19 protein-coding genes are annotated in these 22,378 nt (G+C 70.5%); 8 read left to right on the forward strand and 11 right to left on the reverse strand.

Going from position 1 to position 22,378, the window contains the following annotated elements; translation table 11 throughout:
• The first annotated feature begins 88 nt into the window (after positions 1-88).
• Positions 89-937 carry an IclR family transcriptional regulator gene (locus ACYVF3_RS12605; protein ID WP_461154420.1) on the forward strand — a complete coding sequence of 283 codons (849 nt, stop codon included), beginning with the start codon at positions 89-91 and terminating at the stop codon, positions 935-937.
• Here ACYVF3_RS12605 and ACYVF3_RS12610 read toward each other — a convergent pair whose 3' ends face one another.
• Positions 938-2,140 (reverse strand): sialidase family protein, encoded by a 1,203-nt coding sequence (locus ACYVF3_RS12610; RefSeq protein ID WP_461154421.1) that lies wholly within the window; start codon positions 2,138-2,140, stop codon positions 938-940.
• 234 nt (positions 2,141-2,374) lie between these two features.
• Positions 2,375-3,139, reverse strand: a complete 765-nt coding sequence (locus ACYVF3_RS12615; protein ID WP_461154422.1) for a crotonase/enoyl-CoA hydratase family protein — start codon at positions 3,137-3,139, stop codon at positions 2,375-2,377.
• Between the two features lie 177 nt (positions 3,140-3,316).
• On the opposite strand from ACYVF3_RS12615, the gene ACYVF3_RS12620 reads away from it, so the two are divergent.
• Entirely contained in the window at positions 3,317-4,804 is a 1,488-nt protein-coding gene (locus tag ACYVF3_RS12620; RefSeq protein WP_461154423.1) for a hypothetical protein, read from the forward strand.
• A gap of 67 nt (positions 4,805-4,871) precedes the next feature.
• Here the strand turns inward: ACYVF3_RS12620 and ACYVF3_RS12625 are convergent, their stop codons facing one another.
• A complete protein-coding gene (locus ACYVF3_RS12625) occupies positions 4,872-5,807 on the reverse strand; it encodes a helix-turn-helix transcriptional regulator (RefSeq protein ID WP_461154424.1) in 936 nt (311 codons plus the stop codon).
• Positions 5,808-5,899: 92 nt separating this feature from the next.
• Between ACYVF3_RS12625 and ACYVF3_RS12630 the strand changes: the two genes are divergently transcribed.
• Positions 5,900-6,265: a VOC family protein gene (locus ACYVF3_RS12630; RefSeq protein WP_461154425.1), complete on the forward strand. Its 366-nt coding sequence runs from the start codon at positions 5,900-5,902 to the stop codon at positions 6,263-6,265.
• A gap of 148 nt (positions 6,266-6,413) precedes the next feature.
• Here the strand turns inward: ACYVF3_RS12630 and ACYVF3_RS12635 are convergent, their stop codons facing one another.
• The 3 genes from ACYVF3_RS12635 to ACYVF3_RS12645 all read right to left on the reverse strand — a co-directional run bounded on the left by ACYVF3_RS12635 (position 6,414) and on the right by ACYVF3_RS12645 (position 9,367).
• On the reverse strand, positions 6,414-7,997 hold the full coding sequence (locus ACYVF3_RS12635; RefSeq protein WP_461154426.1) for a BCCT family transporter: 1,584 nt from the start codon (positions 7,995-7,997) through the stop codon (positions 6,414-6,416).
• A gap of 241 nt (positions 7,998-8,238) precedes the next feature.
• Positions 8,239-8,877: a GAP family protein gene (locus ACYVF3_RS12640; RefSeq protein ID WP_461154427.1), complete on the reverse strand. Its 639-nt coding sequence runs from the start codon at positions 8,875-8,877 to the stop codon at positions 8,239-8,241.
• 82 nt (positions 8,878-8,959) lie between these two features.
• Positions 8,960-9,367 carry a DUF7144 family membrane protein gene (locus tag ACYVF3_RS12645; RefSeq protein ID WP_461154428.1) on the reverse strand — a complete coding sequence of 136 codons (408 nt, stop codon included), beginning with the start codon at positions 9,365-9,367 and terminating at the stop codon, positions 8,960-8,962.
• Positions 9,368-9,641: 274 nt separating this feature from the next.
• Between ACYVF3_RS12645 and ACYVF3_RS12650 the strand changes: the two genes are divergently transcribed.
• Positions 9,642-12,593: an FAD-binding and (Fe-S)-binding domain-containing protein gene (locus tag ACYVF3_RS12650; protein WP_461154429.1), complete on the forward strand. Its 2,952-nt coding sequence runs from the start codon at positions 9,642-9,644 to the stop codon at positions 12,591-12,593.
• A 69-nt stretch (positions 12,594-12,662) separates the two neighbouring features.
• Here the strand turns inward: ACYVF3_RS12650 and ACYVF3_RS12655 are convergent, their stop codons facing one another.
• The 3 genes from ACYVF3_RS12655 to ACYVF3_RS12665 are packed head-to-tail and all read right to left on the reverse strand — an operon-like array spanning position 12,663 to position 15,100.
• On the reverse strand, positions 12,663-13,175 hold the full coding sequence (locus ACYVF3_RS12655) for a pyridoxamine 5'-phosphate oxidase family protein (protein WP_461154430.1): 513 nt from the start codon (positions 13,173-13,175) through the stop codon (positions 12,663-12,665).
• Entirely contained in the window at positions 13,145-13,843 is a 699-nt protein-coding gene (locus ACYVF3_RS12660) for a TetR/AcrR family transcriptional regulator (protein ID WP_461154431.1), read from the reverse strand. Before ACYVF3_RS12660 ends, ACYVF3_RS12655 begins: the two co-directional genes overlap by 31 nt.
• Before the next feature lie 57 nt (positions 13,844-13,900).
• Positions 13,901-15,100 (reverse strand): FAD-dependent monooxygenase, encoded by a 1,200-nt coding sequence (locus ACYVF3_RS12665; RefSeq protein WP_461154432.1) that lies wholly within the window; start codon positions 15,098-15,100, stop codon positions 13,901-13,903.
• 95 nt (positions 15,101-15,195) lie between these two features.
• Between ACYVF3_RS12665 and ACYVF3_RS12670 the strand changes: the two genes are divergently transcribed.
• On the forward strand, positions 15,196-15,858 hold the full coding sequence (locus ACYVF3_RS12670; protein WP_461154433.1) for a TetR/AcrR family transcriptional regulator: 663 nt from the start codon (positions 15,196-15,198) through the stop codon (positions 15,856-15,858).
• Here the strand turns inward: ACYVF3_RS12670 and ACYVF3_RS12675 are convergent.
• Positions 15,851-18,004: an acyl-CoA dehydrogenase gene (locus tag ACYVF3_RS12675; protein ID WP_461154434.1), complete on the reverse strand. Its 2,154-nt coding sequence runs from the start codon at positions 18,002-18,004 to the stop codon at positions 15,851-15,853. The genes ACYVF3_RS12670 and ACYVF3_RS12675 overlap by 8 nt on opposite strands.
• A gap of 366 nt (positions 18,005-18,370) precedes the next feature.
• On the opposite strand from ACYVF3_RS12675, the gene rutA reads away from it, so the two are divergent.
• The gene (gene rutA / locus ACYVF3_RS12680) at positions 18,371-19,423 is read left to right on the forward strand and encodes a pyrimidine utilization protein A (protein ID WP_461154435.1); all 1,053 of its coding nucleotides are present in this window, start codon (positions 18,371-18,373) and stop codon (positions 19,421-19,423) included.
• Between the two features lie 152 nt (positions 19,424-19,575).
• Here rutA and ACYVF3_RS12685 read toward each other — a convergent pair whose 3' ends face one another.
• The gene (locus ACYVF3_RS12685) at positions 19,576-20,766 is read right to left on the reverse strand and encodes a thiolase family protein (protein WP_461154436.1); all 1,191 of its coding nucleotides are present in this window, start codon (positions 20,764-20,766) and stop codon (positions 19,576-19,578) included.
• Positions 20,767-20,905: 139 nt separating this feature from the next.
• Here ACYVF3_RS12685 and ACYVF3_RS12690 point away from each other — a divergent pair, with 139 nt between their 5' ends.
• Positions 20,906-21,667, forward strand: coding sequence for a 3-hydroxyacyl-CoA dehydrogenase (locus ACYVF3_RS12690; protein ID WP_461154437.1), 762 nt, complete (start codon positions 20,906-20,908; stop codon positions 21,665-21,667).
• Positions 21,668-21,739: 72 nt separating this feature from the next.
• Positions 21,740-22,378 carry a TetR/AcrR family transcriptional regulator gene (locus ACYVF3_RS12695; RefSeq protein ID WP_461154438.1) on the forward strand — a complete coding sequence of 213 codons (639 nt, stop codon included), beginning with the start codon at positions 21,740-21,742 and terminating at the stop codon, positions 22,376-22,378.

A 22,378-nucleotide genomic window follows, 5' to 3' on the forward strand; every position in this document is an offset into this window, starting at 1 on the left:
CGCGGGCGGGAGTCGTGCACCTGCTCCAGTAGGATCGCACCTGGTTTTGCAGATGACGGGCACGGCAGTCGGTGGGGATGATGCTGTGATGCCCGCGAAGAATGGGGACAACGGGATGGCACTGCCCGCTGAAGCCGCGAACGCGGACGCTGCTGGGGAAGGTTCCGGGCGCGGTCCGCTGCACTCGTTGCTGAACGGGGTTCGCGTGCTGGAGGCGTTCTCGGTCGCCGAGCCGCTGCTGGGCGTCAACGAGATCGCCAGGCGCGTGAACCTCCACAAGAGCACCGTTTCTCGCGTTCTGAGCACCCTGGAGCAGGTCGACCTCGTCGAGCGCGACGAGCACAGCGGGCGCTTCTCACTCGGACTCGGCGTGATCGGTCTCGCCGGCCCGCTGCTCGCGCACCTCGACGTGCGCCGGGTGACCTACTCCGCGCTGGAGCAGCTCGTCCAGTGGACCGGGGAGACCGCGGCGCTGGCGGTCTGGAGCGGGCACGAGTCGATCGTCGTGGAGCAGATCCCGAGCCCGAAGCAGGTCAAGCACACGACTCCGCTGGGCACGCGGTTCAACAAGGCGATGAGCGCGTCGGTCCAGGTGTTCCTCGCTGAGCAGGAGGAGTCTGAGCTGCACCGGCTGCTGCGCCAAGGCATGGTCGCCGACTGCGGGAGCGGGGACGACGAGGTCGCGCGCCTGAGGGAGCGGCTCGACGAGGTGCGCGGCCAGGGCTACGCGCTCAACGACGGCGACACCGATCCGGAAGAGCTGTCGGTGGCCGCTCCGGTGCGCGACCACCGGCTGACGGTCGTGGCGGTCGTGCTGCTGTCGGTGCCGCGTTCGCGCACCACGCCCCTTCTCGTGGCCGACTACCAGCGCCGGGTGCGCGAAGCCGCGAACCTCGTGTCCGCCCGGTTGGGCGCCGCCCCGGCGGGCGGCGAGTAGTCACCGGGCGGAGTCGGAAGTGCTTGGCGGGGAGCAGGATTCGGCGACGTCGGGCAGCGCGAGCGAGGTGAAGGTCAGCTTCTCGGTGTAGTTTTGCTCGCCGACCTCCGCGAAGACGCCGATCCGGCCGTTGGGCAGCACGGTCAGCACCGAGTAGCCGGCGGGGCCGGTGTGCAGTCGCTGCTGGTCCGGCCAGGTGCTGCCGTTGTCGCAGCTGAGCCGCAAGGTCAGGTTCTCCCTCGCGGTGGTGCTGGCGGGGTTGCTGAACAGCAGCCAGTCCCGCGCCGGGCCGCTTCCCGCGTCGACCCGGATCTCGTCGGCGTTGACTCCGGGGTCGATGAGCTGCTGGTGGGGGACCGGGGTGCCGAAGCTGCGCCCGCCGTCGCGGGAGCTCGACCTGAGCCGGGTGGTGCCGTCGCTCGCCCTGCTGTTCTGCACGACCGTGCCGTCGGCGAGCTCCACGGGCTTGCTCTCGTCGGTCCCCGCCGCGAGCAGTTCGCCGCGCTGCCACGTGGTTCCGCCGTCGTCGCTGTAGATGTTCCCCGAGTGGACGGCCCCGCCGGCGTCCTTGACCACGATGGGCTGGAGGAGACGGCCGCCGCTGGTCCGCAGCCCGCGTCCGGACGAGGTGAACACCGCCTGCCAGCTCGGGTCCTTCACCTGCGGGTTGAGATCGACGGGCGTGCTCCAGGTGAGCCCGTCGTCATCGCTGTGCAGCACGCGCACGTGCAGCGTGTTCGGGTCGTCGGGGTCGGAGGTGCCGGGCTGGGAGTCCGGGAAGCCGACCTCGCCCGCGCTGTAGGTGCAGAACAGGAAGATCCGGCCGGACGAGGAGTCGTTGAGCAGGCTCGAATCCCCGCACCCCTGCGGACCGGGGTGGTTGATCGCCTCGCGCGGTTCGCTCCAGGTCTCACCGTTGTCGGTGCTCCTGCGCACCAGGACGTCGATGTCGCCGGGGAGATCGGAGGACTGGTCGTTGCGCCGGTCGAAGGCGGCGAGCACGGTGCCCGCGTTCGTGACCGTCAGCGCCGGGATCCGATAGGTGACCGAGGGCGGTGCGCTGACCGCGAGGTCGGTGGATCGCGGTGCGGATTCGGCGTTCTCGGCTGCTCGGGCGGGCGCGTGGGTCATCGCCGGAAGGGCCGCGACAGCGGCGGCGGCTGCGGCGGCGCGCCGGAGCGCGCGCGAGCAGGTGGGGACCACGGTCGGGCTCCTCTGCTGGGCGGCGGGAGGGAACACCGGCCAAGACGCATGACGTCATACCTCTCGCCGGACGCGCCACGTACTCAAGCAGGCCGTGCGAGGGCGGTCAAGGTGCGGCGAGCCCCGCCTCGGGGTTTCCGGGCGCGTCCACCGGGTTCACGCGGGTGAGGGCCTGGAACCCGTCGGCGGGGCTGGAAGCAGGTCGCGGGAGGTCAGGCCTTCCGCGACCGCCGATCAGGCGCCGCGCCAGACGGGCTTGCGCTTCTCGGCGAAGGCCAGGGCGCCTTCCTGCGCGTCGGCGGAGGTGAACACGGGCGAGGCGATCTCGGACTGGCGGGTGAAGGCCTCGCCGTCGGTCCAGTCGACCGCGCCGGAGACGATCTGCTTGGTGGCCCGGACGGCCAGCGGGCCGTTCTCGGCGATCCGGGCGCCGAGCGTGCGGGCCTCGGCGAGAGCCTCACCGGGTTCGGTGAGCGCGTTGACCATGCCGTGCTGGTGGGCGAGCTCGGCGGTGAGCGGGTCACCGGTGAGCGCGATCTGCATCGCCAGCTGGTAGGGCAGCGTCTTGGGCAGGCGCAGGAGTCCGCCGGCGGCGGCGACGAGGCCGCGCTTGACCTCCGGCAGCCCGAACTTGGCGTCGCGGGCCGCGACGATGAGGTCAGCGCTGAGCGCGAGTTCGCACCCTCCGGCGAGCGCCCAGCCCTCGACGGCCGCGATCAGCGGTTTCGACGGGGGCTTCTCGGTGAGGCCGCCGAAGCCCCGGCCGGGGATGCTGGGCGTCTCACCCCGGGTGAAGGCCTTGAGGTCCATGCCCGCCGAGAACGTGCCACCGGCCCCGGTGAGGATGGCGACGGTCAGGTCGGCCCGTGCGTCGAACTCGTCGATGGCGGCGGCGATGCCGTCGGCGACCGCGCGATCGACGGCGTTGCGCGCCTGGGGGCGGTTGATGGTGATCAGAGCTACCCCGTCGGCGAACTCCGTCTGGACGCTGTCGGTCATTGAGGTCTCTCCTTCATCGCAGAGGTACCACCCGAGCATGCGTGGTCGTGGATCAGCAGACAAGCACTGCCCGTCGACTCGTGTCAGGGCGGAAATCACTCGGTCGGGCATTGACAAGCCACTAACGTGCGCGGGCTCCAACGGTTCTCGCGGCCGCGGCGCTGGGATTCTGCCAGCATGCTCAAGAGCGAGATCGAACACGAGGTGGTTCGCCCGTCGCTTGCCTCGGGGATTCGAGGCCTGGAGTGGTGGGCGGCGGGTTTCGGCGCAGCGGTCGGCGCCGTGCTGATGCTCCTGGCGCATCGCGCCCTGGGCGACGACACCTGGATTACGTTGGGCTACGTGCGCAACCTCGCCGAGCACGGTCACTGGGGCCTGCTGGCCGACCGGGTCTCCAACACGCAGACCTCGCCGCTCAACGCGTGGCTGCTGGCCGCGATCTTCTTCGTCGTGGGACGTCCCGCGGTGGTGGTCGGCCTGCTGCTGATGGCCACGTTCGCAATCACCGGCTGGTGGACGGCCAGGATCGCGCGGATCCTCGGCGTCTCGGTGGTGCTGCCGTTCCTCGCGGTGGGCCTGCTGGCGAGTTCCCCGCTGCTGGTCTCCGCGATCGGGATGGAGACCTATCTGGGGATCGCGATGATGGTGGGCGTGGCCCGCTACGCCCTCGGGGGCAATCGGTGGGCCGCGGGAGTGCTGTGGGGCCTGGCGGTGCTGTGCCGGCCCGATTTCGTGGTGCCCGCAGGCGTGCTCGCGGCGCTCTTGCTGCTGCCGGGCGTCCGCACGAGGGTGCTGCGGCCGGCGCAGGCGGCGGGTGTCGGGGCGCTGGTCGCGCTGCCCTGGCACGTCTGGTCGTGGTTCCACCTGGGCGGGTTCGTGCCGGACTCGACCTTCATCAAGGTCACCTCGCCGGGCAGCGTGACCATGGTGGACGCACCGGTGAGGTTCTTCGCCGTCCTGCTGCCGGTTCCGACGATGATCACGGCGGTCCCGGTGGTCGTGGCGCTGGGATGCGGGCTGGTGGCGTGGCGCCGCCGCGGGGAGACGTGGGCGCGAGTCGCGCTGGTGTTCCTGGCCGCCGGGTGGGCGCACTGGGCGGCGCTCGCCGCGATCGGCGCGTTCCCAGAAGCGTGGTACTACGCGCCGCTCGTGGGCTTCTCGTTCGTCAGCATCGCGATCGTGCTGGCGCAGGCGCGGACGACGATCGGTTTCGTCGTCGCGTCCGCCTTCGGCGCGGCCTGCCTGGCGGCCAGCGGACCGACGCCGTGGTCGGTGATGCCGCTGGTGCTCAACCACGCCGAAACCGGCCAGTACCAGCAGGTCGGTGCGGAGGTCCGCGCGCTCACCGGTGGGCAGCAGGTCCTCGCGCCCGGCGAGATCGGAGTGCTCTCCTACTTCTCCGACGGCCTGATCGTGGATCACTTCGGCGACCCGGCGCTCACCAAGGTGCTGCTCGACAAGCGCTACGCCGAAGCCGGAACCCTGGAGAAGGCCGTGCTGGGCTGGAACTGGCGCCACTTCCCGGAAGCGCCGATGCCGCACTTCGACTACGTGCTGGCGTTCAAGAGGATCGCTCCTGACCTCCCGGGCCAGGTCCTGCGCACCTGGCAGGTCGGCACTCCCGCCCGCGGCCAGGACGAGCTCGTGCTCCTCAAGCTGAACTGACGGTGCGATCGGTGGCCCACCCGAACCACCGGCCACGCCCGGGTCTGGGTGGTCCTGAGCCGGACGCTCACGACGATCGGTGATGCTCGGCGAGCTCGTGGGCGAGGTCGTGCAAACGGGCTTTGGCCTCGGGCGGGCCGTGCACGGTGACCGACCTTCCGAACGGCAGGAGCGCTCGCACGTCCTCCAGGTGCCGGAACGTGATCGTGACTCCGTCACCGGCTTGTCGAAGCCGTTGACCGAAGATCCGCTGAGCCCGTTCGATCTGCGCCCGATCGAACGTGGCGCTGACTTCGATGACGTGATCGTGCGCCCACTGCTCGCTGAGCTCGGCCGCGACGCCGGCCAGGGTCTGGTCCGGCCGGGTCTGTCGCTCATGATCGGTCTCCGACCACGCGGCGATGCGCTCGAGGCGAAGCATCCGCGGCGCGCGCTCGTGGTCGGCGACCAGGTACCAGGTACCTGCCTTGGCGAGGAGTCCGTAGGGGTCGACGACGAGGTCGAGTCGCCGTTGCCGACGAGCGCTGTCGTACTCGATGCGGAGCCGGCGACGCCGCCGCACCGGACCGATCAGCGCGGCAGGAGCCGTGCCACCAGGTCGTGGTTGGAACCAAGGCCGACTGTCCACGTGGACGACCTCGGCGAGGGGAAGCAGGCCCTGCGTTGGCGGCCCCTGCACGTTGATGATCTTGGCCCTCGCGCGCGGTCCTCGGAGAGTCGCGTCGAGATCTTCTCGCTGCTTGTCATCCAGCCCGGTCAGCAACAGGTGGTCGCGTTCGTCCGGAGTGAGCCGGGTCAGGTCGAGTCCCGCGCTGGGCAGAAGGGTCACGCCTCCGAGTCGGCCACGTTGCACGGACACCGGGAAGCCGGCGTCCCGGAGCCAGTTGAGGTCTCGGGTGATGGTTCGCAGCGATACCCCGAGCGCTGCGGCGAGGTCGGAGGTGGTCACGGAATCCCGGGTGTCGAGCAGCAGCATCAGGGAGAAGAACCGGTCCGGAGTCACTCCCCGAGGTTCTCAGCAAATGCGACAGGATGTGACGCACATTCCGTTCAGGCTGGTGGATGCGTTGCCCCAGACCTGTGAAAGGCACAACCATGACCGCATCCGTCGTGACCATCGTCTACGTGAACGATGCTCCTGCCGCGGCACGCTTCTACGGCGATCTTCTCGGGAAGAGCCCGGCGTTCGAGACGCCGGGATACATCACATTCGACCTCGGTCCTGGCGCGGACTTGGCGCTGTGGTCGGGGCGGTTCGCGAACCTCTCTCCGGACGTCTCGCGAACCGGTGAGGTCTGCCTCGCCGTCGACGGTGGTTCCGACCAGGTTGAGGCTTTCTTCACGCAGTGGAAGGCCCGGGGCGTCACCATTCTGCAAGAGCCTCACGACGAGGGTTTCGGGCGCACCTTCCTAGCGGCCGACCTCGACGGCAACCGGATCCGCGTCGCACCGCGGGACTGAGTCGGCGCCACTGGCAGGCGCGGCCCTTCTTGTCGAAGTGCCGCGCCTGTCGTGCGTCTCGGTCAAAGCCGAATGGACGTTCCTGCGAACGCGCCCCTGGCTCCACTGTGGAGTCAGGGGCGGTCGGGGTCGTGACCAGCACGTCCGGCTAGATGCTCTCCGGTGTGCGCTCGGTGCTGGGGGTTGCGGTGGGTTCGGCTACCGGCATGGGGACTTCGGGCGGGAGGAATTCCGCGCGCAGGTCCTTCCAGAAGCCGACGGCGACTCCGATGAGGATCAGCAGGAAGGGCGCCGAGCTGACGATCACCATCTGCTGCAGCGATTCCAGGCCGCCGGCGGCCAGCAGGGCGATCGCCGCCGCGCCGGTCACCGCGCCCCACAGGGCGAGGACCCACGAGGGCGGGTGCTCGGTGCCGCGGCTGGTCAGCATGCTCAGCACGAAGGTGTTGGCGTCGGCTCCGGAGACGAAGAACAGCACGACGAGCACGATCGTCACGATCGAGGTGATGGTCGGGAACGGGAGGGACTGGAGGGTGGCGAAGAACGCGGAGTTCTCGTCGCCTGCCGCGGCCACGGCGATCTTGGTGCTGCCGATTAGGTCGCTGTGGATGGCGGTGCCGCCGAAAGCGGTGAACCAGAGGGAGAACACCACGCTGGGCACCAGCAGCACGCCCACGACGAACTCGCGGATGGTGCGGCCGCGGGAGATCCGGGCCAGGAACACTCCCACGAACGCGGCCCAGGACAGCCACCAGGCGAGCATGAAGTACGTCCAGGACTGCATGAAGTCGAGGTCGCCGCTGGCCGGGGTGATGAGGCTGGTGGACACCAGCTCGCTGACGTAGCGGCCGACCGACTGCACGTAGAGGTCCACCAGGTAGATCGTGGGTCCGACGACCAGGGCGAACACGAACAGCAGCGCGCCGAGACCCATGCTGGTCTCGGAGAGGAACCTGATGCCGCGGGCGACGCCGGTCAGCGCCGAGGCGGTGAACAGCAGGGTGATGACGGCGATGATCGCGAACTGCACCGGCGGCGAGTCCGGGACGCCGAACAGGGCCGTGAACCCGCCGTTGATCTGCAGCGCACCCAGCCCCAGCGAGGTCGTGGTGCCGAACAGGGTCGCCAGCACCGCGAACACGTCGATCGCCCCACCGGCGGGACCGTCGGCGCGATCGCCGATCAGCGGCCGGAACAGGGCGCTGACCAGCCCCGGGCGGCCCTTGCGGAACATCGACCAGGACATCGCCAGGCCGACCACCGCGAAGATCCCCCAGGCGTGCAGGCCCCAGTCGAAGAACGAGAACTGCATCGCCGTGACGGCCGCGCCCGGCGTCATGGGCTGGGCCAGGCCGTGCGGCGGTTCGGCGAGGTGGGAGATCGGCTCGGTGACCCCGTAGGAGATCAAGCCGATGCCCATCACGGCGGAGAGGATCATCGCGTACCAGGTCAGCCGCCGGAACGCCGGCCGCTCGTCATCCCGGCCCAGGCGCAACCGCCCGTACCGGCTGCACGCGAGGAACGCCAGGAAGGCCAGGAACCCGAGTGAGACCAGCAGGTAGGCCCAGCCGAATCCGGTCGTGATGCCGTCGAGCGCGGCCGAACCGGCTCGGGACAGCGAGTCGCCCGCGGCCGCTCCCCACACGACGATCGCCAGCGCGAGTCCGAGTGAGACGTGCAGGACTGGGCCGGGCCGCCGTTGTTCGGGCGGCGCGGACGGTGAATCAGACAATCGGTGACTCCGTGAGCTGGCTGGGGAAGAGGTGCGGGGACCTCTGCGGAAGCCGCGCGGCGCGGCCGTGGGGACACGGCTGACGGCTGAGATGGCGCGAAGGGCTCGCTGCGAGGGACGCGTGCGCTGGGGTTGTTGTGCTGTCGGCCTCGGCGACAGCGTTCACACTGGTCAAGGCTGGCCCGAGCGGGTGCCGAGTCTACGCGGGAGCCTCGCGCCCGCGGCACCCGCATCAGGGCGGTCAGCCGCCGGTGGCGACCAGCGCGATGAAGACCAGGCACACGATGATGTTGACCAGCCAGCTGTGGTCGTTCATCCAGTCCCGGACCGCGGGCATCGCGGTGACCGCCCGCTTGTGGAACACCACGTACAGCAGCAGGGGGAGCGCGGCGACCAGGAGGGTGGCGCCGATGAAGGGCAGAGCCGCGCCGAACCCGGCCTTGTGGTGCTCCAGGTTCATCCCCACGGTCAGCATGACCACGATGTCCGACGGCATCGCCAGGACCACCAGCAACCCCGTCTTCAGGCCGGTGGCCGGAGTCGCCGACAGCAGCGTGCCCAGCCACTTCGGCGGTTGCGCCGTTTTGCGGCCCAGGTAGTTCCGCACGGCGAGCAGCGCCAGCAGGCACACCAGGGCGATCTGGATCGCCTTGCCCGCTGTGCCCGAGGAGTGCGAGTCGCCGCCGACGGGCAGCGCGTTGCCCAGCAGAGCCGCCAGCTCGCGAGCGATGCCCACTCCGACGAGGACGGCGATCAGGACTCCCGACAGGAACGCCAGCGACACCCGGACCGGGCGTCCGGTGGTGACGAACACGATGGCGGACATGATCTGCGGACCGGCCATCATCGTGATCGCCAGCGGCAGGACTTGAAGGCTCACTGCTCACTCCCTCGCCCGTCGCGGCTGCGTCGTGGTGGCAGGAGAGGGCGGCGCCCGCCGGCGAGCGCCGCCCTCGTCCCGCTCAGGCGCGCAGCTCTCTGCCGTGGGCGACCAAGGCGTAGATCACCACGACGTCGAGCACGATGACGATCGCCGACCACAGGGGGTAAGCCGGGAAGAAGGCGATGTTGGCGAGCACGCTGAGCACGGCCAGCGCGACGGCCAGCGCCCGGGCCCAGGTCTTGCCGCTCATTACACCGATTCCGGCGGCCGCGAGGACCACCCCCATGATCAGGAAGCTGATGCCGACGCCACCCATGCCGACCTGCACCGCCGTCCCCGAGGGCACGAGGTACACCGATCCGGACTGCGAGAGCGCGATCAGGCCGTTGATGAACTGGACGATGCCGCCCGCCACCATGACCAGGGCTCCGAAGTAGATCCATCCGACCCATCCCGTGCGCGCGGGGTGAGCTCCGTGCGTAGCCATAGCGAACTCCTCAACCGTGGGTCACTGCTGCCGGGGCGACGGACCTCGACGACCTGCCACCCGCTCCACACTGTTCGCGGTCGCACCGGGCTCACCAGAGCCGAAAGCCCTTCCCCGCCGCCGGGTGGCGGTGATGCGGTGGGGGTGGGAACGGGACGGGTGTTCGTGCGCGCCGCCGGCGATCCGAGTCGGTACGGTGCAGCACGAGATCCACGCGGCCCCGCGTCGCGCCCAACGGCCACCGTCGGCCCTGTTGTGCGGAGGAACCACTGAGATGACCGATTTCGCCGCCCGCCCGGTCTCCGACGCTGGAACGCCGCACCGAACCGATGCGCGCGACCAGGCGTCGGCGCTGCTGCGGGCGCTCGCGGAGGCCGGAGTCGAGGCGGAGCACTCGGCGCGGCGGCGTGCCGAGTACTCCTACGACGCGTCGAACTACCGTGTCGAGCCGCTGGCGGTCGTGTTCCCGCGCGACGCCGACGACGTGGCCGCGGCGGCGGCTGCGTGCCGGGAGAGCGAGACGCCGCTGATCTCCCGCGGTGGCGGGACGTCGATGGCGGGCAACGCCGTGGGGCCCGGTCTGGTCCTGGACTTCTCGCGGTACATGGACAGGGTGCGAGCCATCGACGAGGAGGCCGGGACGGTCGACGTCGAGCCGGGCGTCGTGCTGGCCACCCTGTCGCGCGAGGTCGAGCGCGCCACGGGCGGCAGGCGGACCTTCGCGCCGGACCCGTCGTCGAAGAGCCGGGCGACGGTCGGTGGTGCGATCGGCAACGACGCGTGCGGCAACCACTCCGTGCGCTACGGGCGGACCTCCGACCACGTCGCGGAGATCGACCTGATCACCTCGGGCGGAGCGCGTCTGACGGCGACCGAAACGGGCCTGCGGGCCACCGATCCGGCCGATGGGTCCTCCGCCGCCCGCGCCGAGGAGCTCACCGCCTCGCTGGAGGGGCTGGCGCGCGAGCACCTGAGCGCCTTCCGGCTCGAACTCGGCCGCATCCCGCGGCAGGTCTCGGGTTATCACCTGGAGAACCTGCTGCCGGAGAAGTTCAACGTCGCCCGCGCGGTCGTCGGCTCCGAGGGGACGTGGGCGGTGATCGTCGGTGCGCGCATGAAGCTCGTCCCCAAGCCCGCCAGCGCGCTGCTGGTGTGCCTCGGCTACCGGGACGTGGTGGACGCGGCCCGGGACGTGCCGGCGATCCTGGATTTCTCGCCGGCGGCGGTCGAAGGCACCGACGAGGCGATCGTGTCCACGATGCGTCACCGCCGGGGGCCGGACTCGGTGCTCGGGCTGCCGGATGGGCAGGCGTGGCTGTTCGTGGACCTCGACGGCGACGACCCGGATTCGGTCAGCGCTCAGGCCGACCGGCTGCTGGAGCGGCTCGGCGACAACGGCCGCCTCGTGCAGGGGCGCAAGGCCGCCGACCCCGCGGAGCGCGCGTCGCTGTGGCGCGTGCGCGAGGACGGCGCGGGGCTCTCCTCCCGGCTGGCGTCCGGAGGCGAGTCCTGGCCCGGGTGGGAGGACGCGGCCGTCGCGCCGGAAGACCTCGCCGACTACCTGGACGATCTGCGCGAGCTGCTGGACTCCCACGGGCTGACCGGGGTGATGTACGGGCACTTCGGGGCAGGCTGCATGCACATCCGCATCACCTACGACCTGCGCACCGAGGAAGGGCGCGCGGTGTTCCGGGAGTTCACCCGGCAGGCCGCGGAACTCGTGGTGCGGCACGGTGGTTCGCTGTCCGGTGAGCACGGCGACGGCCGCGCCAGGTCGGAGATGCTGTCCATCATGTACTCGCCGGAGGTGCTGGACTCCTTCGCCGAGTGCCGCCGGTTGTGGGATCCCGCAGGCATTTTGAACCCGGGGTCGGTGACGGACCCGGACCCGATCGACGCGCATCTCGCGCTCGCGGGCGTGCCGGATCGGGAGTGGCGCACGAGTTTCGACCTCAGCCCCGCGTCGTCGGAGCGCGACCCGTGGGTGCACGCGGTGCAGGGGTGCATCGGCGTGGGCCGGTGCCGCGCCGACAGCGGTGGCGTGATGTGCCCGAGCTACCGGGCCACGCGCGATGAGAAGGACTCGACGCGGGGACGTGCCCGGGTGCTGCAGGACGTCGTCCGGGGCGCGCGCACGGTCGAGGAGGGCTGGCGGTCCGACGAGGTCCGGGAAGCGCTGGACCTGTGCCTGTCGTGCAAGGCGTGCGCGACGGACTGCCCGACCGGCGTGGACATGGCCACCTACAAGTCGGAGTTCTTCGACCACTACTACCGCGGCAGGATCCGGCCTCGGTCGCACTACTCGCTCGGCTGGCTGCCGCGCGTGCTGAAGCTGACCGGGCGTCTCTCGGGAGTGGTCAACGCCGTGCTGGCGACCAAGGTGGGCAAGGTCGCCGCAGCCGCGGGCGGGCTCACGACCAAGCGCGCGCTGCCGCGCTTCGCCGGGGCGGGGGAGTGGCGCCGCGAGGTCGCCGCCCAGGACCGGGCGGACGGCTCGGTGGTGCTGTTCGTGGACACCTTCACGCGCGGCTTCCGTCCCGAGGTCGCCGGTGCGGCCTCCCGCGTCCTCGGCGACGCGGGCGACACGGTCTCCTGCACCGCCGACGCCTGCTGCGGGCTGACCTGGATCTCCACCGGTCAGCTCGGCACCGCCAAGCGCCTGCTGGCGAAGGCGGCCGAGACCCTGGACGACGGGACGGACCGGCCGATCGTGGTGGTCGAGCCGAGCTGCGCCGCCGCGCTGCGCAAGGACCTGCCCGAGCTCGTGCACACCGAGCAGGCCAAGCGCGTCGCCTCCCGGGTGCGCAGCTTCGCAGCGCACGTCGCCGACCGCGTCACGGCGGGCTGGAAGCCGTCACCGGCCGAGCCCCCGCCGGACCGCGCGGTGCTGCAGACGCACTGCCACGAGCACTCGGTGTTCGGTGCTTCCGCGCAGCGAAAAGCATTGGCAGCAGCGGGAGTGCGCGACGTCGTGGACGCCACCGGGTGCTGCGGCGTCGCGGGCAACTTCGGTTTCGAAGCCGACCACTACGACGTGAGCATGCAGGTGGCCGAGAACGCGCTGGCCCCGGCCCTGCGCTCCACCGGCCAGGAGGAAGCCGTGCTCACCGACGGCTTCTCCTGCGCCAGGCAGGTCGACCAGCTCGCCCCCTCCAGGCCCGGCCTGCACCTCGCCCAACTCCTCGACCCCGGAGCCGGCGCGCGGAAACGCGATTCGCAAGGCTGAAAACCGGCCTCAGGACGTGGCTTCCGGGGCTCGACGCGCTGGCCCGGCGAGCGCTGAGGTGATCCGGCGTCAGGACGCGGGTGGTTGCGGGTAGTGGGCCGCGGTCGTCCCGCCCAGGGGAGTGGGGTCGAGACCGAGCTTGCGGTGATCCCAGGATCGGGTGCGCTGCACGTCCAGGCGGACGGCCACGCGCTTGTGGAGCATGTACTCCACGAACGGTTTCACCTCGTCGGTGTAGGGACCGTGGTAGCGCTCCCAGATGTTGACGCCGACGGCCCACAGCGCGTCCGCGTCCTCGACGATCTCCGCGCGCCCTTCCAGCGAAACGCCGCGCAACGTCTCGTAGGTGAGTCCGTCCTCGATCAGCACGGTGACCCGCGGATCGCGGCGGATGTTGACCGCCTTCTGCGCCTTGGCCTTCGTCTCGAACCAGACGACGCCGTCGATGAGCGCGAACCACATCGCGACGGCGTGCGGGTGCCCGGTGCCGCTCAGCGACGCCAGGGTCGCGGTGCGGCGGGTGGCCAGGAACGCCGAGATCTCCTCGGACGTCATCTCGACCTGGGCGCGTTGCTTCGCCATCGACCTTCCTCCTCGTGCTGGAGCGACTTCTGGAGAGCTCGTTCGGGTGGACCCGCGAGGACGGAGGCGACGACGTCGATGAGCTCCTCGACGATCTCGTCCACGCTCCACCCGTCGGGTCCCTGCATCTGGCGGACGTGCTCGACGTCGCCGAGCACGGTCAGCGTGATGTTCATGGCCTGGGACAGGCGGAAGTGCAGGGTTCTGCCCCCGATTCCCGGGCCGAGGCGTTCCAGCAGGCCGAGGAATTCGGGATTGCGCTGGAAGAACGCCTGCGACAGCGAGTCGAACTCGTCGCCGCCGGTGGCCAGGAGCCGCCCGACCAGGCGGATCCAGTGCTCGCCGCCGGATTCGAGCACTTCGACGAACGGCCACACGAAGGCCCGAGCCAGTCCGCGCGGGCCGACCTCGGTTCCGGGAGGATCGGTCAGCACGGCGTTGCGCACCTCGCTGACCTGATCCAGGCGACTGCGCAGGACCGCTTCGACGAGTCCTGCCTTGGAACCGAAGTGGTAGTGGATGGCCGCGACGTTGGTCCCGGCCTCCTGCATCACCGCCCGCAGCGACACCGCTTCGACACCGCGCTCGGCGAAGAGCCGCTCGGCCGCGCGGACCAGCCGCTGCTCCGTCGTCCCCGGAGCGGGGGCGCGGCGGGCATCGGTGACCATGCCCGGAGACTATCGGGTGTTTCAATCACGTGATAGGCCTGCGCGGAGGCGATCTGGTCAGACTGCGGCGATGTCGACGGACTTCGCCTGGAAGTTCCCGGCGATGAGCCGGCGCATGACGCGCTTGCCGACGGGATTGCGGGTGAGCGCGCCGGTGACCCGCCGCGTGAGGACGTCCCGGGTGGACTGCGGGACGAACATCGAAAGCCCCTGCGTGCGACCGAGTTGCTGCTGGGTCGTGATGAAGGGGCGCAGGCGCTGCTCCCATTCGCGCAGCGCGCGGGGGAGGGTGCCGGGGTTTCGCTGGAGGCTGGTCCCGAGCAGGTCGCCGCCCGCGAGCCCTGCGGAGGCGCCCATCCCGGAGTACAGGGTCATGCACCAGGCCGAATCACCGACCAGCACGACCCGATCGGTGTGCCACCGGGGCATCTCCACCTGGTGGACCGAGTCGAAGAGGTGGTGGTCGGCCGCCTCGAACTGGGTGAGCAGGTTCTCCAGCACCGGACCGGTGGGTCCGGGACCGAAGGCCTGGCGGAGCGCGTGCGCGGGAGGCTGCCGGAACTGCGCGTCCTCGTCCTCGGTGCGGTAGTTGAACAGCACGCCGGGCATGTGGTCGGAGAACGGGAAGACCCAGGCGGAGCGACCGGGTTCGGCCAGGACGAGCCCGTCGTTCGGCCGAAAACCGGGCACCGGCTCGGACAGGAGCGAGGCGCCGATGATGTGGTGGAGCGGGCGCAGGTGCTGCGAGTCCGCGCCGAAGACGAGGCGGCGCACGGTGGAGCGCAGCCCGTCGGCGCCGACCAGGAGGTCGAACCGCTCCTCCCGCACGCCGTCGTGGGAGCTCAGCGCGACGTCGACCCCGTCCTCGTGCTCGGTGACGGCGGTGGGAGTCGTGCCGTAGCGGATCTCGACGTGCGGGGCGACGACGTCGTGGAGCGCCGACTCGATGTCGCCGCGCAGCATGAGCCGGGGCTTGCCGGGCAGATCGCCGTAGGACATCCCCGGTTTTCCGCGACCCGACCGGTCGACGTGGTAGGTCAGGCTGGCCGCGTCGCTGCGGTTGCCGATCGCGTCGAGCACGCCCAGGCGCTCGGCGGTCGCGCGCCCGGTCTCGAACATGCCGACGAAGTAGCCGGGAGCGCGCCGGCTCTCCGCGCGTTCGGCGAGCACGGGTTCCCACCCGATCTCCCGCAAGCGCATCGCGGTGGTCAGCCCGCTGATGCCCATCCCGACGACCAGCGCTCGTGGTGCGTTCATCTCGCCCTCTCCAATCGGAGAACACATCTCCGGTTCCGCCGCCGAAGGTAGCACAACCGGAGATGGGTTCTCCGAATCGCTGCTACGCTGGGCTCATGAACGACACCTCGGCACGTCCGCTGCGCGCCGACGCGGAACGCAACCTCCGGCGGATCCTCGCCGCTGCCCAGGAGGTCTTCGCCGAGCGCGGTGTGGACGTGACGCTCGACGAGATCGCCCAGCACGCCGGAGTCGGTGTCGGCACCGTCTACCGCCGCTTCGCCAATCGCGAGGAGCTGGTCGAGGCGATCTTCGAGGACACCATCGGGCGCATGGTCGAGAAGGCCGAACGCGCCCTCGAGCACGACGACCCGTGGCAGGGCCTGGAGCTGTTCTTCCGCAACGCGGCCCACGACCTCGCCTCCGACCGCGGGCTGCGCGACGTCTTCCTGCAGGGCAGTCACGGCCGGACCAGGTCGGCCGCAGCTCGCGAGCGCCTCACGCCGGTCGTCGAGGCCGTGTTCACCCGCGCGCAGCGGGCTGGTGTGCTCCGCGCCGACGTCGAGGTGACCGACTTCCCGTTCATCCAGGTCATGCTCGGTGCGGTCGTCCAGCAGAGCCGGTCGGTGCGCCCCGACCTGTGGCAGCGCTACCTCGCACTCGTCCTGGACGGACTGCGCCGCGACCGGGCGGCCCCGACGGTCCTGCCGATTCCCGCGCTGGGCAAGGACGAGTTCGACAGGACCATGAGCCGACCGGCCGCCGGCGACATCACTTGATCAGCGGATCGCGGGGGAGTCCCAGGATTCGCTCGCCGATCTGGTTGCGCTTGATCTCGCTGGTGCCGCCCGCGATGGACAGGCCTCGGTGCAGCAGCGCCAGGGCCCCGCTGAACGCGCCCGGACCGTCGAGGTAGAGGGCATCCGCACCGCCCAGCGCGTTCATGATGGCCGCGGCGTCGTGCCCCAGCTCGGAGAGCACGAGCTTGGTGATCGCCCCTTCCGGTCCGGGTTCTGAGCCCGCGACGGCGCGGTGCGCCGAGCGCACGTTGAGCATCTCCATGGCGTGGTGCTCGGCGGCGTACCGGCCGATCCTGGCCGCTCCGCCGGTGAGCCGGTCCGGGTGGGCGTCGAGGTGCGGCACCATCGCGGCGGCGGGGGTGGACATCGTGCCCTGACCGCCGCCGATGCTGACGCTCTCGTTGCCGAGCGTGGCGCGCGCGACGGTCCAGCCGCCGTTGATCGGCCCGACCACGTCGTCATCGGGGACGAAGACGTCCTCGAAGAAGACCTCGTTGAACTCCGACGCCCCCGAGGGCATCTTGATCGGGCGGACCTCGACGCCCTGGGCCTGCATGTCGATGACCATCATCGTGATGCCTTGGTGCTTGGGCACTTCCGGGTCGGTCCGCACGGTCGCGAAACCCATCCCGGCCTTGTGCGCACCGCTGGTCCACACCTTCTGGCCGTTGACTACCCAGCCGCCGTCGACGCGGGTGGCGCGCGTCCGCACGCCCGCGGCGTCCGATCCTGCGGCGGGTTCGCTGAACAGCTGGCACCAGATCACGTCCTGGCGCAGCGCCGGGTCGACCCAGCGCGACACCTGCTGCTCGGTCCCGTGCTGGATGAGGGTCAGGATGACCCAGCCGGTGATCCCGTACGACGGGCGCTTCACCTCGGCCGCGGCGAACTCCTGCTCCACGACGAGCTGCTCGATGGCTCCGGCCGCCCGGCCGTAGGGCTTCGGCCAGTGCGGCATCACGTAGCCGGTCTCGATCAACCGCGCCTTCTGCTGCTCTTCGGGCAGCGCGGCGACTTCTTCGGCGATGGCGCGCACGTCCCGCCGCACGTCCTCGGCTTCGGGCGGCAGCTCGACGGTCCGCGCCCTGGCGACCCCGTCGCGGGTCAGGGCGGTGAGCTCCTCGGCCGCGTCGTCGGCCGACAGCAGCGTCAGCAGCGTCGTCGCCCGGCGCACGTAGAGGTGCGCGTCGTGCTCCCAGGTGATGGCGATGCCGCCGTGCACCTGGGTGTTGAGGTTGGCGCACAGGTCGGCGGCCGGGCCGGCGAGAGCAGCAGCCGCAGCCGCGGCGAAGGCGAGCTGATCACCACCCGTGGGGACGGCTCGGGCGGCGTCCCAGACGGCGCTGGTCGCGAGCTCGGTGGCCACGGCCATGTTGGCGCAGTGGTGCTTGACCGCCTGGTAGGTCCCGATCACGCGGCCGAACTGCTCGCGCTCCTTGGCGTACGCAGCGGCCTGCTCGGTGCACTCGCGGGCGACGCCGACCGCCTCCGCGGACAGGATCACGCGTGCCAGATCGATCAGCGCCCGACTGCCACCGGTGAGCACCGTTGCCGGTGCGTCCTCCAGGGTGACCCGGGCCGAGCGGCGGGAAGGATCGAGGTTCGCCGGGACCTCGACGGTGCTGCCCTGACCGACCTCGACGATCACCGCGTCATCACCGGCAGGCAGCACCAGCAGCTGCGCCAGCCCGCCGCCGACCACGGCCGGAGCCGAGCCCGACACGCTGCCGCCCGAGACCTCCAGCTCGGCGTCGAGGGCGATGCCCGCGGGCACCGAACCGTCGGCCAGACCCGGGAGGAGCCGCTTCCTGGTCGCGTCATCGGCGGCGGCGTCGATGACCGCCGATGCGATCACGGTCGGCGTGAACGGTCCCGGCGCCACCGCCCGTCCCAGCTCTTCCGCGACCACCACCGCTTCGGCGAGGCCGAACCCGGCGCCTCCGGATTCCTCGGGGAGGTGGAGGCCCAGCCAGCCCAGATCGGCTGCCTCGCGCCAGAAAGCCGGGAGGGATTCGGCGTCGGAGTCCAGCAGGGCCCGGCTGGCGGCGCGGGCTTCGCGCTGCGCGAGGAGATCGGACACCGTCTGGCCGAGGATCCGGTGATCTTCGTTGATCGCGATCGACATGACCAAAGCGTAAGTTCCCAGAGCTGTTCAGCCCAGCGGGAAGTAGACCCGATCCCGCGCGAGCCGGGACCGTTCGCCGATCCGGCCGGGGCGCGGAGGCGGATCCTCGCAGCCGAGCCGGGGTTCGCGCCGCCTGACCACGCCGCTACGCGGAGGCGAGCGGTGATCCAGGTCTCAGTCGTCTCGAACCGCCACGGCCGGTTGATCATCGGCGGGAGGCTGGGAGCAACGGGTGTGAGACGTGCGTTCGCCGTGCCGGTCCGGAATGCGGAGTCGCGCGACTTCGCGGAAGTGAGCGCCTGCGAAGGTCGATCCACGCCGTTGGGCTCCTCGTGCCACTGCACCGACGTTCGTCAGGAGAATCGCATGGACTTCGGCGTGTTCATCCCGATCGGCAACAACGGATGGTTGATCTCGGAGAACTCACCCCAGTACAAACCCTCGTTCGAGCTGAACAAGCGCGTCGTGCTGGAGGCGGAGCGGCAGGGCTTCGCCTTCGCGCTCTCGATGATCAAGCTCCGCGGATTCGGCGGCAAGACCGAGTTCTGGGACCACAACCTGGAATCGTTCACGCTGATGGCGGGACTGGCCGCGATCACCGAGCGCATCAAGCTCTACGCGTCCACCGCGGTGCTGACGCTGCCGCCCGCGCTCGTGGCCAGGATGGCCACCACCATCGACTCGATCGCCCCCGGCCGCTTCGGCATCAACATCGTGTCCGGGTGGGCCAAGGCCGAGTACGAGCAGATGGGGCTGTGGCCGGGCGACGACTACTTCGGCCACCGCTACGACTACGCCACCGAGTACGTCCGCGTGATGCGCGATCTGTGGGAGCACGGCACCTCGACGCTCGACGGGCGGTTCTTCCAGATGGACGACTGCCGCCTCGAACCCCGTCCGTCAGGCACCATCGACATCGTCTGCGCCGGGCAGTCGGAGCGCGGGATGCGGTTCTGCGCCGAGATGGGCGATTACAACTTCATTCTCAACCCGGGTGTGAACACCCCTGGCACCTACGAGGAACCGGTCCGGCGGCTGGCGGAGCAGTCGGCGCGCACCGGGCGCGACGTCGGTTCGCTGCCGTTGTTCATGCTCATCATGGATGAGACCGACGAGGCCGCGCGGGCGAAGTGGGAGTCCTACCACGCGGGAGCGGACGTCGCGGCGCTCGACTACATGTCGGACCAGGGCGCCCAGGACACCACCGCCGACCCGACCGGCACCGCCCGCACCATCAACCTGCCCGAGGGTGCGATCAACCTGAACATGGCCACGCTCGTGGGCTCCTACGAGACCGTCGCCCGCCACCTCGACGCGGTCGCGAAGCTGCCCGGCGTGAAGGGCATGATGTTCACCTTCGATGACTTCGAGCGGGGAGTCCACGACTTCGGCACGAAGGTCAAGCCGCTCATGGGATGAACGGGCTTGCGGCGGGCTTGGTTTCGCCGAAACCGCCCGCCGGCCGTTCCGTTCGTTCGGTAGGAGCGGTGGTGTGGTGGGGTGTCGTGGGGTGGGGGAAGTTTTCATGAAAACTTCCCCCACCCCACGACACCCCACCACGAATGGAACGATCAGAGCCGCTCGATGAGGGTTGCGTTGGCCATGCCGCCGCCCTCGCACATGGTCTGCAGCCCGTAGCGGCCCCCGGTGGTGCTCAGGTGGTTGACCAGCGTGGTGAGCAGTCGCGTGCCGGAGGCACCGAGCGGGTGCCCCAGCGCGATCGCGCCGCCGCGCGGGTTGAGCCGGGCCGGATCCGCGTCGAACTCGCGCTGCCACAACAGCGGCACCGGCGCGAACGCCTCGTTGACCTCGTAGGCGTCGATGTCGCCGATGGACACGCCCGAGCGCTCCAGGAGCTTGCGGGTGGCCGGGATGACCCCGGTGAGCATGAGCAGCGGATCGCTGCCGGTGACGGCGAAGCTGTGGAACCGGGCCTTGGGCTGCAGCCCGAGCGCCCGGGCTTTGGCCTCGCTCATGATGAGCACGGCCGAGGCGCCGTCGGTCAGCGGCGAGGAGTTGCCCGGCGTGATCCGCCAGTCGATCTCCGGGAACCGCTCGGCCAGCGCCTCGTCGGTGAACGACGCGCGCAGTCCCGCGAGCCCTTCGGCGGTGGTGGACACCCGCACGGTCTCGTCGGCGGTGGCCGTGCGCGCGGTGCCGTCCCCGCCGGTGATCTCGATCGGCAGGATCTCGTCGTCGAAGGCGCCTCCCGCGGCGCTGAGCGCGGCGCGGGCGTGGGAGCGGGCGGAGAACTCGTCGAGCTCGTCGCGGCCGAACTTCCACCTCGCGGCGATCAGCTCCGCCGACACGCCCTGGTTGATCAGCCCTTCGGGATAGCGCGCTGCCACCGACGGTCCGCCGGGGCTGGTGCCCATGGGTGCGGTGCCCATCGGCACCCGGCTCATCGATTCCACGCCGCAGGCGATCACCACGTCGTAGGTGCCCGCGAGGACGCCCTGCGCGGCGAAGTGCGCGGCCTGCTGGCTCGAACCGCACTGCCGGTCGATGGTCGTGGCGGGTACCGACTCCGGGAAACCGGCTCCCAGCACCGCGTTCCGGGTGATGTTGAGCGCCTGCTCCCCGGCTTGGGCGACGCATCCGCCGATGACGTCGTCCACCTCGCCCGGGTCGATGCCGGTCCGCTCGACGAGTCCGCGCAGCGTGCGCGTGAGCAGCTCGGCGGGATGGATCCCGGACAGCTGCCCTCCTGGTTTTCCCTTGCCCGACGGGGTTCTGATCGCGTCGACGATGACGGCGTCCATGGCTCCTCCTTCGACGGCCTACTGAACGATCGCTAAGCGCGTGCCGGGTGTCAATACGGCGACGAGTGACATGAACGCACTTGGTTACTTATCGCTCGCTCAGTATGCTGCGATCCGGTCGACATGTGAGGAGGCGGAAGTGGACATCAAGGGTGCTGTCGCGCTCGTGACCGGTGGCGCGTCCGGGCTGGGCCTGGCGACGGTGAAGGAGCTCCACGGGCAGGGCGCGAAGGTCGTCATCGTGGACCTGCCGTCGTCGCAGGGCGAGGCCGTGGCGAAGGAGCTCGGGGACGGCGTCGTGTTCGCCGGCGCCGACGTCACCGACGAGGAGCAGGTCACCGCAGCTCTCGACGCCGCGGAAGCGCTGGGGCAGCTCCGGATCGCGGTGAACTGCGCCGGGATCGGCAACGCCGCCAAGACGGTCGGCAAGCAGGGCGCGTTCCCGCTCGCCGATTTCACCAAGGTCATCAACATCAACCTCATCGGCACCTTCAACGTGCTGCGGCTGGCGGCCGAGCGGATCTCGAAGACCGAACCGGTCGGCGAGGAGCGCGGCGTCATCGTCAACACCGCGTCGGTCGCCGCGTTCGACGGTCAGGTCGGGCAGGCCGCGTACTCGGCGTCCAAGGGCGGCATCGTCGGCATGACGCTGCCGATCGCGCGCGACCTGGCGAACCTGAAGATCCGGGTCTCGACCATCGCGCCGGGCCTGTTCCACACCCCGCTGTTCTCCACGCTGCCCGAGGAGGCGATCGACTCGCTGGGCGCGCAGGTCCCGCACCCGTCGCGTCTCGGCGACCCGACCGAGTACGGATCGCTGGTGCGGCACATCGTCGAGAACCCGATGCTCAACGGCGAGACCATCAGGCTGGACGGCGCCATTCGCATGGCGCCGCGCTGAGGCGTTCACCGAACCGGCCGGCGCGCGGCGCCGGCCGGTATGGTCGCCGCAGGCGGGAGAGGGAGAGACGTGATGGCTCAGGCGGGTGCAGCGGAGCCGGACACCGAGTCCGGGTGGCGGGAGTTCGGGCCGCTCGGGCTGACGCCCATCCTCGACGCGGCCTTGGACGAGTTCCGCGAGAGCGGGTTCCACGGCGCGACCGTGCGGCAGATCGCGCGCCGCGTCGGCATGACCGTCCCCGCGCTGTACTACCACCACGAGAACAAGGAGGGGCTGCTCGTCGCCCTCCTGGAGCTGGGCACCGGCGAGGTCGCGTGGCGCGTGCGCGCTGCGGCTCGCGAGGCCCGGGGCAATCCGCGCGAGCAGTTCGTGAGCGTGATCGAGGCCGTCGTGCTGCACATGGCCTACCGGTTCCGGCTGGCCGTGATCGACAGCGAGATGCGCTACCTGTCACCGAGCACCCGCCGCCGCTACGGCGCGCGCCGCAAGACCGTTGAGAACGTGCTGACCGAGGTGATCGAAACCGGTAGCGCCGACGGGACTTTCCGCATCGCCGATGCGGCGGAGACCTCGCGCGCGCTGCTCGGGATGTGCCAGTCCGTCGCTCGTTGGTACCACCCGGACGGCCCGCTGAGCCCCGAAGACCTCGCGGCCCGCTACGTCGACATCTCCTTGATGACCGTCGGAGCCCACCCGCGACTGGGCGGTTGA

The sequence above is a fragment of the Saccharopolyspora tripterygii genome (assembly GCF_054778355.1).